Origin of the sequence: Pseudomonas sp. ICMP 3272 (genome assembly GCF_001466905.1) — a bacterium.
Lineage (GTDB): Bacteria > Pseudomonadota > Gammaproteobacteria > Pseudomonadales > Pseudomonadaceae > Aquipseudomonas > Aquipseudomonas amygdali.
Genome location: NZ_LKEK01000053.1, coordinates 206,522 through 221,194, shown reverse-complemented (window position 1 = coordinate 221,194; position 14,673 = coordinate 206,522). Strand labels below are relative to the sequence as shown.

At 58.8% G+C, this 14,673-nt stretch carries 16 protein-coding genes; 6 read left to right on the top strand and 10 right to left on the bottom strand.

The window, feature by feature from the left end; genetic code table 11:
* Positions 1 to 48: 48 nt before the first annotated feature.
* The 4 genes from AO068_RS14475 to AO068_RS14460 all read right to left on the bottom strand — a co-directional run bounded on the left by AO068_RS14475 (position 49) and on the right by AO068_RS14460 (position 3,328).
* Positions 49 to 1,059: a J domain-containing protein gene (locus tag AO068_RS14475; RefSeq protein WP_058408705.1), complete on the bottom strand. Its 1,011-nt coding sequence runs from the start codon at positions 1,057 to 1,059 to the stop codon at positions 49 to 51.
* Positions 1,060 to 1,155: 96 nt separating this feature from the next.
* The gene (locus AO068_RS14470; protein WP_058408704.1) at positions 1,156 to 1,779 is read right to left on the bottom strand and encodes a glutathione S-transferase family protein; all 624 of its coding nucleotides are present in this window, start codon (positions 1,777 to 1,779) and stop codon (positions 1,156 to 1,158) included.
* 49 nt (positions 1,780 to 1,828) lie between these two features.
* Positions 1,829 to 2,818 (bottom strand): DKNYY domain-containing protein, encoded by a 990-nt coding sequence (locus AO068_RS14465; RefSeq protein ID WP_080394970.1) that lies wholly within the window; start codon positions 2,816 to 2,818, stop codon positions 1,829 to 1,831.
* Positions 2,819 to 2,944: 126 nt separating this feature from the next.
* On the bottom strand, positions 2,945 to 3,328 hold the full coding sequence (locus AO068_RS14460; protein WP_058408703.1) for a RidA family protein: 384 nt from the start codon (positions 3,326 to 3,328) through the stop codon (positions 2,945 to 2,947).
* Positions 3,329 to 3,495: 167 nt separating this feature from the next.
* On the opposite strand from AO068_RS14460, the gene AO068_RS14455 reads away from it, so the two are divergent.
* Positions 3,496 to 4,191, top strand: coding sequence for a tRNA (adenine(22)-N(1))-methyltransferase (locus AO068_RS14455; RefSeq protein WP_310887190.1), 696 nt, complete (start codon positions 3,496 to 3,498; stop codon positions 4,189 to 4,191).
* A gap of 342 nt (positions 4,192 to 4,533) precedes the next feature.
* Complete coding sequence (locus tag AO068_RS14450; protein WP_058428128.1) at positions 4,534 to 5,073, top strand: DsbA family protein; 540 nt, start codon at positions 4,534 to 4,536, stop codon at positions 5,071 to 5,073.
* A gap of 9 nt (positions 5,074 to 5,082) precedes the next feature.
* Here the strand turns inward: AO068_RS14450 and AO068_RS14445 are convergent, their stop codons facing one another.
* Positions 5,083 to 6,054: an alpha/beta hydrolase gene (locus AO068_RS14445; RefSeq protein WP_058408701.1), complete on the bottom strand. Its 972-nt coding sequence runs from the start codon at positions 6,052 to 6,054 to the stop codon at positions 5,083 to 5,085.
* Positions 6,055 to 6,128: 74 nt separating this feature from the next.
* Positions 6,129 to 7,055 (bottom strand): Gfo/Idh/MocA family protein, encoded by a 927-nt coding sequence (locus AO068_RS14440; RefSeq protein WP_058408700.1) that lies wholly within the window; start codon positions 7,053 to 7,055, stop codon positions 6,129 to 6,131.
* Between the two features lie 216 nt (positions 7,056 to 7,271).
* Here AO068_RS14440 and AO068_RS14435 point away from each other — a divergent pair, with 216 nt between their 5' ends.
* Together AO068_RS14435 and AO068_RS14430 are read left to right on the top strand one after the other, a co-directional pair.
* Positions 7,272 to 7,691, top strand: a complete 420-nt coding sequence (locus tag AO068_RS14435; RefSeq protein WP_002555302.1) for a hypothetical protein — start codon at positions 7,272 to 7,274, stop codon at positions 7,689 to 7,691.
* Positions 7,692 to 7,716: 25 nt separating this feature from the next.
* Positions 7,717 to 8,610, top strand: coding sequence for a cation diffusion facilitator family transporter (locus AO068_RS14430; protein ID WP_058408699.1), 894 nt, complete (start codon positions 7,717 to 7,719; stop codon positions 8,608 to 8,610).
* A gap of 6 nt (positions 8,611 to 8,616) precedes the next feature.
* Here the strand turns inward: AO068_RS14430 and AO068_RS29510 are convergent, their stop codons facing one another.
* A complete protein-coding gene (locus AO068_RS29510) occupies positions 8,617 to 9,339 on the bottom strand; it encodes a DUF6515 family protein (RefSeq protein ID WP_058402696.1) in 723 nt (240 codons plus the stop codon).
* Here AO068_RS29510 and AO068_RS29505 point away from each other — a divergent pair.
* Both AO068_RS29505 and AO068_RS14415 read left to right on the top strand, forming a co-directional pair.
* Positions 9,331 to 9,837: a hypothetical protein gene (locus tag AO068_RS29505; RefSeq protein ID WP_330219615.1), complete on the top strand. Its 507-nt coding sequence runs from the start codon at positions 9,331 to 9,333 to the stop codon at positions 9,835 to 9,837. The two genes, AO068_RS29510 and AO068_RS29505, sit on opposite strands and share 9 nt — an antisense overlap.
* Before the next feature lie 348 nt (positions 9,838 to 10,185).
* Positions 10,186 to 10,665, top strand: a complete 480-nt coding sequence (locus AO068_RS14415) for an Lrp/AsnC family transcriptional regulator (RefSeq protein WP_058408697.1) — start codon at positions 10,186 to 10,188, stop codon at positions 10,663 to 10,665.
* 11 nt (positions 10,666 to 10,676) lie between these two features.
* Here AO068_RS14415 and AO068_RS14410 read toward each other — a convergent pair whose 3' ends face one another.
* From AO068_RS14410 to AO068_RS14400, 3 genes are all read right to left on the bottom strand, one after another.
* Positions 10,677 to 11,309 (bottom strand): pseudouridine synthase, encoded by a 633-nt coding sequence (locus AO068_RS14410; protein WP_058408696.1) that lies wholly within the window; start codon positions 11,307 to 11,309, stop codon positions 10,677 to 10,679.
* A gap of 78 nt (positions 11,310 to 11,387) precedes the next feature.
* Positions 11,388 to 12,851, bottom strand: coding sequence for an AMP nucleosidase (amn, locus tag AO068_RS14405; RefSeq protein WP_058408695.1), 1,464 nt, complete (start codon positions 12,849 to 12,851; stop codon positions 11,388 to 11,390).
* 52 nt (positions 12,852 to 12,903) lie between these two features.
* The gene (locus tag AO068_RS14400) at positions 12,904 to 14,553 is read right to left on the bottom strand and encodes an acyl-CoA dehydrogenase family protein (RefSeq protein WP_058408694.1); all 1,650 of its coding nucleotides are present in this window, start codon (positions 14,551 to 14,553) and stop codon (positions 12,904 to 12,906) included.
* Positions 14,554 to 14,673: the final 120 nt, after the last annotated feature.

The window sequence follows — 14,673 nt, the reverse complement described above, 5'->3', positions numbered from 1 at the left end:
ACGGCAGTCGCCAGAAAGACTGCCGCAAGCATGCCTCACGCCGACAAATCAGACCTGGACCTCGTCGCCATTCTCATTAATAAGGCCATTGTCGTATTTCTTGCGCAATTCTGGGTCGGACAAAATCTTGAACGCATTTGAAATCACTTTGAAACGCTCAGTCGCCTCCGCCACGTTGCCCGCGTTTTTATCAGGATGGTTCTTCAACGCGGCTTTCTTGTAGGCCATTTTGACTGCGGAGAGATCTGCCGTCATGTCCGAGAGGCCCAAGTGTTCGTACAACGGCTTGACGGGTGGCTTGGCGGGGACGGAATCGCCCACCTTCGCGGAAGCGTCAGCGGCTGGTGTGTCGTGAGGCCGTTGTGTTGAAGGCCGCTCAGCGCCTGCATTGGGCTTTGCTTTCGGTGGCGGCGGTGTGCTGTTGGCCTGCGGGCGAGTGCGTGGAGGCGTTTGCGGACGTGCTTGCTGTTGGGCGCTTTCAGGTCTCCAGGATGGGCCCGGTGTGGGTCGTCGTACGCGATCGATGTTCGACTGACGAATCTCGTTGATCAACTGGTCAGCGATGTCGTTCATCAGCTTGTTCAGCTTCAGGTTGCTGGAGAAGAACGCGTGGTGCGCCTCACAGTTGTCCTTGCCCTGCGCGGGTTCAAGCTTGGCCATCGCGTCGGTCAGCTTCTTGCCCAGAGAGAACAACATCTTGCCCTGGCTGTCGCTGACGCCCAAAAAGCTCATCACGTTATGCATCGACTTGTCGCGCTCCCAGACAACGCTGGCCACGTCGAAGGCAGCTCGCGCCAGATTGAATCGGCCTCCGCCTTCGTGAGTCTCGACATTGGTCACCGGTTCCTTGCCGCGCAATGCGTCCAGGATTACCGCGAGGCCTTTCTGCTGACGCTCGTTAAGCCGGCCTTTCTGCTCCAGCAATGAGCTGTTGACCTGCAACGCCACTTTGCCAGCGATATGGCTAACGACGTTCATCGCGCGGTCTATCGTTGGCTTTGTCGAATCGCTGAGCGCTACACGCGCCAACGAAGATGCAATGCTGGTGAGGTTGATCATATGCGTCCCCGGAAACTCATTGTCGTCTTGGTGGCAAGCAACGGGATCTGGTTCCACGGGCGAGTCAATATTCGATGCAGGGCTCGGGTATAAGGCTCACGGCGTTCCGTTTCGGCCGTGCAAGCGGTAGCCGGGACGTTCGCTCAGTCGTTCGTAATAGGCCTTCACTGCCGGGAAGTCCGGATGACTTAACGGGGTTTCAAACCAGCGATTTACTGAAAGGCCCATCGGGATGTCTGCCAGCGAAAACTCGCTGCCGCTAACGTACGCCCCGGTAGCATCAAGCTGTCGATCCAGGATCGCCATGTGTCGGGTCCATTGACGGCATCCGGCAGCCAGCGCGTCAGGGTCTTGATGGGCGACGCTGTGCCTGACCAGCGACATGAAGGCATAACCCCAGGATTTGTTGAGATCTGTGGCCTGCCAGTCGATCCATTGATCCAATCGGGCTCTGGCTATCGCGTCCGCTGGATAAAGATGCACGGCGTTGTTGCGGTTCGCCAGGTACCTGATGATCGTGTTCGACTCCCACAGAACGAAGCCATTGTCCTCAATGACTGGAACCATCGCATTGGGGTTGAGTGCCATGAATTCAGGCGTGTTGGTTTCCCTGAAACCAGAGCCCCAATCCTGCCGTTCGAACGGGATTTCCAACTCTGCACAGGTCCAGAGCACTTTGCGGACATTGATTGATGAGGCTTTGCCCAGTATCTCTAGCATTCCATCTCCTTATGGTTAGCCCGCCTTGGCCGCCATCGCAAAAATCGAATCACCCACGATTATTTGTAAAGTCGTTCACGTCCATCGGCACCAATTTTTTATTAAATGAATACTCACCGCCGAGCTCATAAAATTTTGCTTTGGTGTAAACATAGATTTTCTTGCTGGTCGCGAACATAAATGTGTCGGAAGACGCCATATCAGCAAATCGCTCAGCGCCAGAGGTATGCAGAAAGACGAGATCATTGCCTACCACCCCCAGCAGGCCTTGACCCCAATTATCATACTTTAAAAAATCCTCTAACTCTCTACGCCCCGCACATTCAGAAATACCGTGTTCAGGACAATCAACAGGAATCAACGGACGAAAATCGTATAAATCAATGTCGCCAATACTCAAACCGCCGACGAACATCTCGTTGCCGCTCATAGAGACACTAAGACTGCGCCACTTTTTGTCATCACCCAAAGGAAAAACCACCGAAAAAAGATGTGGATCTGCGCCCTTTATCTTTCGTCCCCCATAGTAAACAGAAATATCGTCTTTGGCGTAATAGGCAAGCTGATCAGTCTGCCAGTCAGCAATCCCCTGAAGGCTGCCCTCCAGCGGCTTAAAGGAAGGCGAGTAATGTGCCACCAGGTTAAGCTCGCGCGTCTCGATCGAGTTGATCTGACCTTGTTTTGATAACAGGCATGAAAACGAAAAATTACTAATCGCTCCTGAGGCATCACCGGCGCCAGTAATACAGGGTTTCTCCTTATAACGTACTTGGTTCATCCAATAGACGTCGTCATCAAGCACCACGTAATGGGCAGAAAGAGTACGAAGATCCGAAGAACACTTTTGTGTCTTCTTTTTTGAATCATCAATGGTCCCGTCTCCATTGAAGCGTCCGCTAACAACCTCCTCGCATACGACATTGATATGATCATTACCCATATCACCGGGCAGAGCTTCATATACGGCATGGCCAACAAAACCCAGTACTGCCAGCCCTCCCGCGATTATCAACAGTCTACGACCCGGTCTCACATACATCTCCTTATGTTTAGTGCTGCTGGAGGCTGACAGACGTGCTTCGCCTCATTATTCATGACAAGCATGTTATGACGAAGAGCGTTACAAAATGCGCCCCCACGCAGAGTGTGGAACGAGCGACTGCATTCAGCCCGCCTTGGCCGCCATCGCCGTTACTTCCACGCGCATACCCTCAACCGCCAACGCTGCCACGCCCACTGCTGCGCGCACTGGCCAAGGCTTTTTGAAGAAGCGTTTGTACACTTCATTGAAAGCCGCCCGGTCCGCCATGTCGGTCAGGTAGATGGTCAGGTGCATGACGCGGTCCATCGAGCTGCCGGCTCGTTCCAATGCATCTTTCAGGGCCCGCAGGGTGCATTCGCTCTGCTCGGTGATGCCGCCCAGTTCCAGGCTGCCATCAGGATGGGTCGGGATCTGGGTGCTGACCAGCACACCGTTGAAGTCGGCGACGTCCGAAGAGATGGAGTCTGCATCGGGATCGGGGGTGAAGATGATGTCTGCGTTTGCCATGGGATCTCTGCCTTGCAAAGGACGGAAAACGCCAAGCCTACGCGAGCGACAGTTAGGGGTCGAGCCGCGGGCTTGGTCGCGGAAAGTTGAAATGCGCCGCGTTGCTCTACAGAATCGCGCCCGGACCCGGCCATGCTGTCGGGCGCTTGGGGTGAAAGGGGTTGCCGTTGAACGAACAGAGATTGTCCATGCGCCTTGAGCGTGTGGCGACACACGTACCGGCCGGTGCGCGGCTGGCTGATATCGGCTCGGATCACGGTTATCTGCCGGTCGCGCTGCTGAAGCGTGGCGCGATCTCGGCGGCGGTGGCTGGCGAGGTGGCGTTGACGCCGTTCCACGCAGCCGAACGTAGCGTGCGCGAGAATGAACTGGAGCAACAGGTTAGCGTGCGTCTGGCCGATGGTCTGGCGGCGATTGAGGCGGAAGACGGGATAACGGCGGTCAGCATGTGCGGGATGGGTGGGGAGACGATCCGCGACATCCTTGAACGTGGCAAAGCGCGCCTGAGCGGTCAGGAACGCTTGATCCTGCAACCCAACGGCGGCGAGCAACCGTTGCGTGTCTGGCTGATGGAGCATGACTACCGCATCGTCAGCGAAGAGGTGCTGCGGGAAAACCGTTTCGACTACGAAATCATCGTCGCCGAGCGCACCGGCCCCGTTAAATACACCGCCGAGGAGCTGTACTTCGGCCCGCTGCAGATGCAGGCGCGCAGCCCGGCGTTTCTGCTCAAGTGGCAGCGTTTATTGGGCAAAAAACAGAAAACGCTGAACAACTTCGAAAGGGCACAGAAAGGCGTGAGCGAAGAAAAATGGCAGGAGGTTGCGCAGCAGATTCGCTGGATTAGCGCATTGCTGGCCTGAAAATCGAACTCGTGCACGAACTTGCTCTCAAATCCGCATGATCCACAGTTCAGGCTTTATGGCGCCTTCATCTGGTGGCGTCAAAGTTGCAATGTGTGACGCAGAGCGTCACGAACTGCATTCCCACGCGGAGCATGAGGAACGAGAGGTGTCCGGGAGATTACTTCTCGTGACCATGCCCGGCGCAAGGCAAATCAGCCGGGCGCGCCTTGTTTATCTCGCGCCAATGCTCTGCGTGAGGAACGAGAGGTGTTCGCGAGAACGCTTCTGGTGACCATGCTCGGCGCAATGCAATCAGCCCGGCGCGTTTTCTGCACAACCATCGACGGGAGCAACACGACCATGTATTCAGACGTACTTTCCTGGGGCCACGGGCCTCGTCTGTTCGAAGTCTTCCTTGAGCCAACCTGCCCTTTTTCAGTGAAGGCGTTCTTCAAGCTCGATGAACTGCTGGCTCAGGCCGGAGAAGACAAAATCACTGTCAAAATCCGCCTGCAATCCCAGCCCTGGCACATGTTTTCGGGCGTTATCGTGCGCTGCATTCTGGCGGCTGCGACGCTGGAAGGCGGAAAGGAAAGCGCCAAGGCCGTCATGACAGCGGTTGCCTCGCACCGTGAAGAGTTCGAGTTTGAACACCACGCAAGCGGCCCGAATATGGACGCGACGCCCAATGACATCATCGCGCGTATCGAGCGTTACAGCGGCCTTGCGCTGGCTGACGCATTCGCCAATCCCGAGCTTGAACAGGCCGTGAAATGGCACGCTAAATACGCCCGCCAGAACGGCATACACGTCTCGCCGACCTTCATGATCGACGGTCTTGTGCAGCCGGGCTTGAGCAGTGGCGACCCAGTATCGAAGTGGGTCGCGGAGATAGGCTGAGAGGCGAGCTCAACCCAGCACGTCGATGCGCTCATTGATCCACTCGCGGCTCCGCGCCAGAGCCTTGCGCGCCAAGGTGGTCGGGAAGTGGATGAAGCCGTGCGGCGACTCGGGCATGAGGTGCATTTCGATCTCTGCCGAGTCGGCCCAGCGCTCGGCCATTTGCAGTGTGTCATCCAGCAGCGGGTCGATCTCTCCAACGAACATCAGTGCGGGCGGAAGGCCGGTCAAATCGCCATACAGCGGTGACAGTGGCGGCTCGCGGCGTTTATCGTCGCTTCGGTCGGGGGTGAGCGCGCGCATGGCGCCGACCATGCCCGGACCGTCCAGCACCAGCGTCTCCGGCCCTGCGGTACGCACGCTCTTGGTGCCCGTCAGGTCGTAGACGCCGTAGTACAGCACCGTCCCCACTATCCGCTCGAGCAGATCAGGTCGGCTTTTCAATTTCAGAAGCGTGGCTGCGGCAAGATGCCCGCCAGCGGATTCGCCGACCACGATAACCGGCAGGCCGGCAAACTCCTCGCAGTCTTTACCCAACAGCCAGCAGGCGGCAGAAAAACAATCCTCCATCAGGCCCTCGATGGGGGTTGTTACAGCAAGTCGGTAATCAACCGAAACAATGACTACGTCGCAGGCCTTGACCATGCCGACGTTGAGATCATCGTTCATCTGGGCATTACCGATCACCCATCCGCCGCCGTGGATGTCGAACACCACGCCCTTGGGTTTACCTTTGGGACGGATGATGCGCACGGGCACCGGTACGTTATCCGAACTGACCGTTCTTTTCTCGATGCGCAGGTCATGGCCTCCCGGTTTCAGGGCGCTGCCGATCTGAGCTGCACGCAACAGCGCCTGAATCAGCCGGGGTGTAACACGATTGCGAATCTGGAAACGCGGCATTCGCGCGAGGATTTTATTAAACCGTCGTACTTCTACCAACTCCTGCTCACTGCAAGGCCAAGGCTGTTTTGTGTCCAATTTCTACTCTCTTGTCAGGCTGACGTGTGCGGGGGCCGACAAAGCGCTTGCCCCCACCTGTACCTGAGAGGCTCTTAGTCGTAGAACGGTTCAACGGATGCCCGACTGCCCACGAAAAAACTGTCCGCGACCAGCCGCAACGGTTGCAGGTCCAGGTCACTGGCCTTGTTGCCGATCAGCTGTTGGAAGTGTCGATACACCGCCGCGTACTCGCCCTCCTCCGAAACCGTCTGGCGCAAGCCATCGATACTCAACAATGCGCCGCCGTTATCCAGACGCAAGGTGCCTTCGGCGCAACGAATCTCGATACTCCAGAGTTCGTCATGACCATGATCGAAGTCGAACTCGGCACGGATATCGAGCTGACGCGTGTCGGACATTTTTATAGAAGCGGCAATTGGCGACTGGCAGTTGCTCGGCACGCGCAGTTCGGCAGATTCGACGAACAATGGCAGTGGCAGCAAATGGGTCACGATCGACAGGGCGTTGATGCCTGGATCGAACACACCCAGGCCGCCGGGCTGCCAGATCCACGCCTGCCCAGGGTGCCATTTGCGCACATCTTCCTTCCAGTCGATCTGAACGCTGTGCAGAGTGCGGGTGGACAACCACTCACGCGCCGCTTCGATACCCTGCGCATAACGCGAATGCCAGGCGAACAGACCACTGACGCCCTGCTCCGACACGTGCTCCACCAACGCCATCGCCTCACCCAGCGTTGCACACGGCGGTTTCTCGACCAGCACGTGTTTGCCTGCCGCCAGCGCCTGCTGCACAAGCGCAAATCTGCCTTGCGGCGGCGTGCAGAACGCAATAGCGTCAACCTGCACGCCACTCTCGAGCAACTCACCCAGCGACTTGAAGTTCTCCACCCCGGCGCACGGCTGCCCTTGCGTAGCGACAGCCACCAGCTCAAATGCGGGGTTGGCGTGGATGGCAGGGACGTGTTGATCCTGCGCAATCTTGCCGTAGCCCACCAGACCGAGACGAATCGGTTGCATACATGACTCCTGAGTTTTTGTAATTATCGTGGGCACAGTAAACCAGATGTTAATAGTGGGCGGTAAGGGGCATCGGCGCGGGAACTGTTTTCCTCCCACGGCTGCGATTCTGCAGTTCGGTCAACTGCACGCTCACAGAACCACGCCATCACTCAATAGTCTTAGCCTTGCAGCCATTGCCTTGTATAGTTGCCCTCTTCATCTCAGGAGCTTTCCATGCGCATTCCTTCTCGCTTGATCGGTGGCGTTCTGGTCGCCACGTTGCTGACTCAGATTTCTGCCTGCGGCAGTATTTTCTATCCTGACCGTCGCGGTCAGATTGATGGCAAGGTTGACCCGGCCATTGCGGCGCTGGATGCTTTCGCGCTGCTGTTCTATATCGTTCCCGGGGTGATTGCGTTTGCGGTGGACTTCGCGACGGGCGCTATCTACTACGCGCCCGGCGAGCATGCGCAGATCGATCCGCAGAAGCTGCAAAAGGCGATCAAGGCTGACGGCAGCGTCGACAACACCAAGCTGCAAGCCATCATTGAAACCGAGCTGGGCCGTTCCCTGCCACTGAACGACCCACGCCTGATTCAGCACAAAGGCAGCGTGGAACAACTGGCAGCTTTGGGCCTGGTCCCGGCAGCCTGATATCGATACGGTTCAAGGAAGCGTCATGAGCACCACTGCCGAACATTCCCGACTGCTGCGTCTGGCGACGCGGGCCTCGCTGGCGGTTGCCGTGACGCTGATCCTGGCCAAGGGCGTTGCCTGGTGGCTGAGTGGTTCAGTAAGCCTGTTGGCCGGTCTTACCGATTCGTTACTTGATGGCGCGGCCTCGTTCCTCAATTTGCTGGCGGTGCATTACGCATTGCGCCCAGCCGATGAGGATCATCGCTATGGTCATGGCAAGGCGGAAGCGCTGTCGGGTATGGCGCAGGCGCTGTTCATCACCGTCAGTGGCGTGCTGATCGCGGTTCAGGCGGTCGAACGCATCCAGAACCCGGAACCGCTGGGCGCGCCGCTGTTGGGTATGGTGGTGATGGTTATTTCCATCGCCCTGACGCTGGCACTGCTCACCTTGCAATACCGGGTGATCAAGGCGACAGGTTCGGCGGCCATTCGTGCCGACTCGCTGCACTACCGTTCCGACTTGCTGCTGAACGCCAGTATTCTGGTGGCGCTGACCCTTGCGTATTTCGGCTGGCAACAGCTGGACGCGTATTTTGGTCTGGGCATCGCGCTGTACATCTTGTGGAGCGCTTTGCAGATCGCCCGCGAGACAGTGTCGGTGTTGATGGATGAAGAATTGCCCGCCGATGTCAGCACGCGCATGCTGGCGCTGGCGTGCGACGTGCCGGGCGTGCTTGGGGCGCATGATCTGCGTACACGGATATCCGGCAATCACTGGTTTGTGCAGCTACATCTGGAGTTGCCGGGCACACTGACCCTGTCGGTCGCCCATGCGCTCTGCGACAAGGTCGCCGACGCTATTCACGAGCAATTCCCGAAGGCCGAAGTGCTGGTGCACGCCGACCCTCAGGAAGTCGTCAAGCAGGCCAATATCTGATCAGCGTCAATTGACGCTGACGTTGTAGCCCCGCCCCGCCAGACAGTCGCCCATCGAGCGACGATAGGCATCCACCAGATCCGGCGGCGGCTGGCCGCTGACATTGGCCGGGTCGAAGCCGCTCTGCTGCGCAGCCTGCAAGTAGCACTGATAGTGATCCAGCTCGACCTGTTGCGGGCTCTGGCCATTAGCAGGGTAGGCAACCGGATCGTAGCCATTGACCTGCTGTCCAGCAGGGGCCTGATACACCGCCTCGTTCTGCGGCGGGTTGACCACCACGTAGTCCTGACTGTCAGGCTGGTAGGCATAATAAGTACCGGCTGCCAGAAACAGCAGGCTGCTGCCTATCCATACTTCCTGAGAGTAGGACGGTAGTCTGCTGACACGCACACCGTAAGGCGGTGTCACCACGACATAACGCGGGCCTTGCGGGCGATACCAGTAGCCACCCGAGTAGTAATAGTCCTGACCACGATAGGGAATACGCGAGTAGCCACCCGGTACGCGATCTATCGCATAGCCAGGCCGGTATTGCGGGCCGGGTCCCCAGCCGTTGCCACGCCCATCGGGGCGTCCTTCCCAGTGATCATTCGGGCGACCGTTACCGGCCTGCCAGTTGCGATTGTTGCCGCGTGGAATGTCCTGGTAATAGCCCTGACGCGGCGGCTGGGTTTGCCACGCCTCTTTCGGGCCGCTCTGAATCGGCAGGTTGTCCTGAGCCTGACGCAACTGCTGACGCTGCTGGTTTTGCTGCTGCTGAATCTGGCGCTGCTGATCGCGCTGTTGCTGCTCGATCTGCTGTTGCTGCTGGCGCTCGACGTTGCGCTGCTGGATCTGCTGTTGCTGGATCTGCTGCTGTTGCTGGCGCTCAACCTGACGCTGCTGATTCTGCTGTTCCTGAATCTGGCGTTGCTGATTGATCTGCTGCTGGTTGATCTGTTGTTGCTGCTGACGCTCGACCTGGCGCTGCTGCTTCTGCTGCTGTTGAATCTGACGCTGCTGATTATTCTGTTCCTGGAAGCGCTGCTGCTGCTGTTGTTGCTGACGCTGCTGCCCGTTTTCGCCAGAGCTGTTGTACAACTGATTGCGCGGCGAATCATCACGTTCGTCGGCCAATGCCTGTGCGCTGATGCTCAGACACAACAGACTTACACCCGCAAACTGCCAGATGCCAGATTTCATGCTTTCCTCACTAGAGCGCGGGTTGACGTCATTAAGACTGTTTAAGCGTAGCGCCGTTCTGCGCACTTTATCAGCAGACAAAGAAAAGGGGACCAAATGGCCCCCTTGAGATACTTCGCCCTGGCGCAACGCTTTTGACGTTGGCTCACCTCATGCCGTCTTCTGGACAGTATGTAGCCCGGGGGCCTGGCACACCCTGTTGGGTGGGAGGCCGCGACTGGCCTGATTCGGCGAGTCGCGCTGGACGCTGTGTCCGGGCAGTGATTCTGGTTAAAAGAATAGGCCTGAGGCTAAGGCAGAGGATTGCTAATATTGCGGATTAAAACATTACTTGCGCAATTTTTGACTTCAGATGAATAATCCAGCGCAATTGAATTGATAAAGGGGTGCATCGTGAGCAAGCTCGACAGATACGACCTGAGCATTTTGGCTGAATTGCAACGGGACGCACGCATATCCAACCAGGAATTGGCCGACCGCATCGGTCTGTCACCCTCGCCCTGCTCGCGCCGGGTCAAGCAACTGGAGGACGACGGTTACATCGTGCGCCAGGTGGCCCTGCTGGATCGCAAGAAACTTGGCCTGAACCTCACCGCCTACGTGCTGATCGGCATGGACCGGCACACGCCCGAGCGCTTCGAGAATTTCGAGCAGCAAATCCGCAACCTGCCTCAGGTTCTGGAATGCAGCCTGGTGACCGGCATGGACGCAGACTATCAACTGAAGGTGGTGGTGCCGGACATGGATCACTATCAGAAGCTGCTGTTGGGCCATCTGACGCGGATCGAGGGCGTGACCAGCGTCAAGTCCAGCTTTGTGCTCAATCAGGTGCTGGCCAGCACCGAAATGCCGCTGACCCACTTGCGCAACTGAGCCGCTCGACCTCACAGCTTTGCGGCGACTTCCCGGTATTGGCCCTGATCCAGGCCGTCCAGCGTCCAGTCGCCAATTCTGACCCGCACCAGCCGCAGGGTCGGTAAGCCAACGGCAGCCGTCATGCGTCGCACTTGCCGATTGCGCCCTTCCTTGATCACCAGCTCCAGCCAGCTTGTCGGCACACTCTTGCGAAAGCGCACGGGCGGGTTGCGCGGCCACAGTTGCGGTTCATCTAGCTGCCGCGCTTCGGCGGGCAAGGTCGGGCCGTCGTTGAGCAGGACACCGTCGCGCAACTGCTGCAACTGCTCATCGGTCGGCTCACCCTCGACCTGCACCCAGTAGGTCTTGGCCAGTTTGTGTTTCGGGTCGGCGATGCGCGCCTGCAACTGGCCGTCGTTGGTCAGCAGCAATAAGCCTTCACTGTCGCGATCCAGGCGTCCTGCCGGGTAAATGCCGGGGATCTTGATGAAGTCCTTGAGCGTGGCGCGCCCTCCTTCGTCACTGAATTGAGTCAGCACATCGAATGGCTTATTGAAGAGGAACAGCTTCGGCTCGGCCGGTGGCGCTTTGGCGACACGCCGGGCAGCGCCTGCCGGGTTGGAGGCAGGACGGCGGGAAACGGGGCGTTGGGTGCGGGACATGGGGATAGGCAATCAAAAAACAGAAAGGGCCACTTTAGTGGCCCTTTGTGCAAATACCAATCTATTAACGGAATGCTATTAACGGAACGGCGGCTCGTCGAAGCTGCGCAGTTTGCGTGAGTGCAGCGAGTTGACCTCGGTACGCAGCAGGTCCAGCGCAGCGATACCGATTTTCAGGTGCTGGCTGACCGCACGTTCGTAGAACGCATTCGCCGAACCCGGCAGCTTGATTTCGCTGTGCAACGGCTTGTCGGATACGCACAGCAACGTGCCGTAAGGCACCCGCAGGCGATAACCCTGAGCGGCGATGGTGCCACTTTCCATGTCGACCGCGACTGCGCGCGACAGGTTGATCAACGGACGTTCCTGAGCCCAGCGCAGTTCCCAGTTACGGTCGTCATAGGTCAACACAGTGCCGGTGCGCAGGCGCTTCTTGAGCTCTTCGCCGCGCTCGCCGGTAATCTGCGCCGCCGACTCCTGCAAGGCCAATTGCACTTCGGCAAGCGCCGGAATCGGGATATGCGGCGGCAGTACACGGTCGAGAATACCGTCGCGACGCATGTAGGCGTGCGCCAGTACGTAGTCGCCGATAGTCTGCGACTGACGCAGGCCACCGCAGTGACCGATCATCAGCCAGCAATGCGGACGCAGTACTGCCAGGTGATCGGTGATGTTCTTGGCGTTGGACGGGCCGACGCCGATGTTGACCAGGGTCACGCCATGACCGTCTTCGGCGATCAGGTGGTAGGCCGGCATCTGGTAGCGGTGCCAGACCACGCTGGCGACGATGGCCTGGGCTTCTTCCTGGCCCATGCTCTTGTCGACTACCACGTTACCCGGCAGGACCATGCGCACGAAACGCGGGTCTTCGCGGAGTTTTTCCAGCCCGTGCAGGATGAACTGGTCAACATAGCGGTGGTAGTTGGTCAGCAGAATCCACGGCTGCACATGACGCCAGTCGCTACCGGTGTAATGCACCAGACGGCGTAGCGAGAAATCCACCCGCGCGGCATCGAACAGCGCCAGTGGCAGCGGATCGACGTTGGCCCAGTCATAAAGGCCGTCGGCAATGCCATCGGTCGCAGCCGACAGGTCGGTACTCGGGAATACCCGCGCCAGCGCCGCTGCGGTAACACCGGTGCCGGCCAGCTCGTCGCCCTGCTCGACCACGTAAGGATAAGGAATGCTCTGCTCGCTCATGCCGACTTCGACCGTCACGGTGAAATCTTTCATCAGCGGGACAAGTTGTTCGAGCAGGTACTTTTTGAAGGCCTTGGGCTGCGTGACGGTAACGCTGTAAGTGCCCGGCAGCTGCACCTTGGCGTAGGCACGAGTGGTGACCGGCACTTCACCCTGGCATTTGTAGACCAGGCGCAGTTCCGGGTAGCTGAATTGCGCACGCTCCTCGGCAGTGGGCTCAACGCGGTCTTTCAGGTAGCGCTTGAGCGCCTGACTCAGCGCACTGGTGGCGCGTTCATGCAGCTCGGCGAGCCGTTCTACAGCCTGCTCGGCGGTGTCGACAACAACAAAGGCTTGGGTCACGATTCATGTCCTGTCTGATCTTGCAGACGTGCATCGTAACGGGTTCGCGTGCTCATGCCACCTGTGGCGAGGACCTTTGCAGCAATGTTTCTACGTCAACACCCTTGGGCAAAGCGCCATACACCCGCCCGCCAGACACCAGTCGACCGGCAATGAAGCCGTCACTGACCGCTGCGTTACCCGCTTCCAGCAACAACTTGCCCTGCAAAGCGATGGCGATGTCTTCGGTCAGTTGGCGGGCGCGGTACTGAATGTCGCCGGTGTCCTGAAACGCCGCCTTGAGCTTGCCGATATGTGCCGCCAGTTGCCGGTCGCCATGTCCGTCGCCCAGTTCGTCGAACAGCGCATCGAGTGCGCCGGGCTCCTTGGACAGGGTTCGCAGCACGTCCAGGCATTGCACGTTGCCGGAGCCTTCCCATGTCGAGTTGACCGGCGCTTCGCGGTACAAGCGGGGCAGAATGCTGTCCTCGACATAACCGGCGCCGCCCAGGCACTCGGCGGCTTCGTTGATCATGGCCGGGGCGCGCTTGCAGATCCAGTATTTGCCCACTGCCGTGACCAGACGCACAAAACGCTTTTCGTGGTCATCATCCAGGTGATCAAGCGCGCGCCCCATCCGCAGGGTCAGGGCCAGCGCGGCCTCGCTTTCCAGTGCCAGATCAGCCAGCACGTTCTGCATCAACGGCTGCTCGGCGAGCAACCGGCCACTGACCGCACGATGCGCGCAATGATGCGTGGCCTGCGTCAGCGCCTGACGCATCAAGGCGCTGGAGCCAATCATGCAGTCGAAACGGGTCATGGCGACCATTTCGATAATGGTCGGCACACCGCGCCCTTCCTCACCGATCATCCACGCCAGCGCGCCGCGAAACTCGACTTCGCTTGATGCGTTGGACCAGTTGCCGAGCTTGTTTTTCAGGCGCTGGATATAGAACTCGTTGCGGGTGTCGTCCGGCCGGTGGCGCGGCAGCAGAAAACAGCTGAGGCCCTTGTCGGTCTGCGCCAGGGTCAGAAACGCGTCGCACATCGGTGCCGAGCAGAACCACTTGTGTCCGACCAGCTCATAAGCCTGGCCAGGGCCACCTGCGCCTACCGGGAACGCGCGCGTGGTGTTGGCGCGCACGTCGGTGCCGCCCTGTTTTTCGGTCATGGCCATGCCGATGGTTGCGCCACGCTTGTGCGCAATGCCCACGTTACGTGGGTCGTACTCAGTCGACAGCACCTTGGGCAGCCATATTTCAGCCAGATCCGGTTGCAGCCTGAGCGCAGGAACACTGGCGAACGTCATGGTCAGCGGGCAGCCGCTGCCCGGTTCTGCCTGCGTATGCAGATAACTCATGGTCGCACGCGCCACGTGAGCGCCGGGCTGCGGATCGGTCCACGGCAGCGACGGGATGCCGTGCTCGATGGCAGCGCTCATCAACTGGTGGTACGCCGGGTGAAATTCGACCAGATCGATGCGGTGCCCGTAACGGTCATGGCTGGCGAATGCAGGCTTGTTCTTATTGGCCAGAAAGCCCGCCTCCATCAGCGGGCCGCCTGCCAGCGCACCGTAAGCGTCGATACGCGGTTGCGCCCAGCCCGCACCGAAGCGGCTGCTCCACTCCTGAAGCGGCACGTCGATACGGTAGAGGTTCGCCCCGTCCAGCGGTGGCGGTTGATTGGTGACTTCGTGGGTTTCGGCGAATTGATTCAGGTTCATGAGTCATCTCCTGCCTGTGTGCACACGCAACATGCAGACAGTGAATCACGCGCCCGACACTTGCAAAAGTGCCGTAGCCGCCGAAATCTCGGCGCTTTTACCTGATGCGCACATCAAACG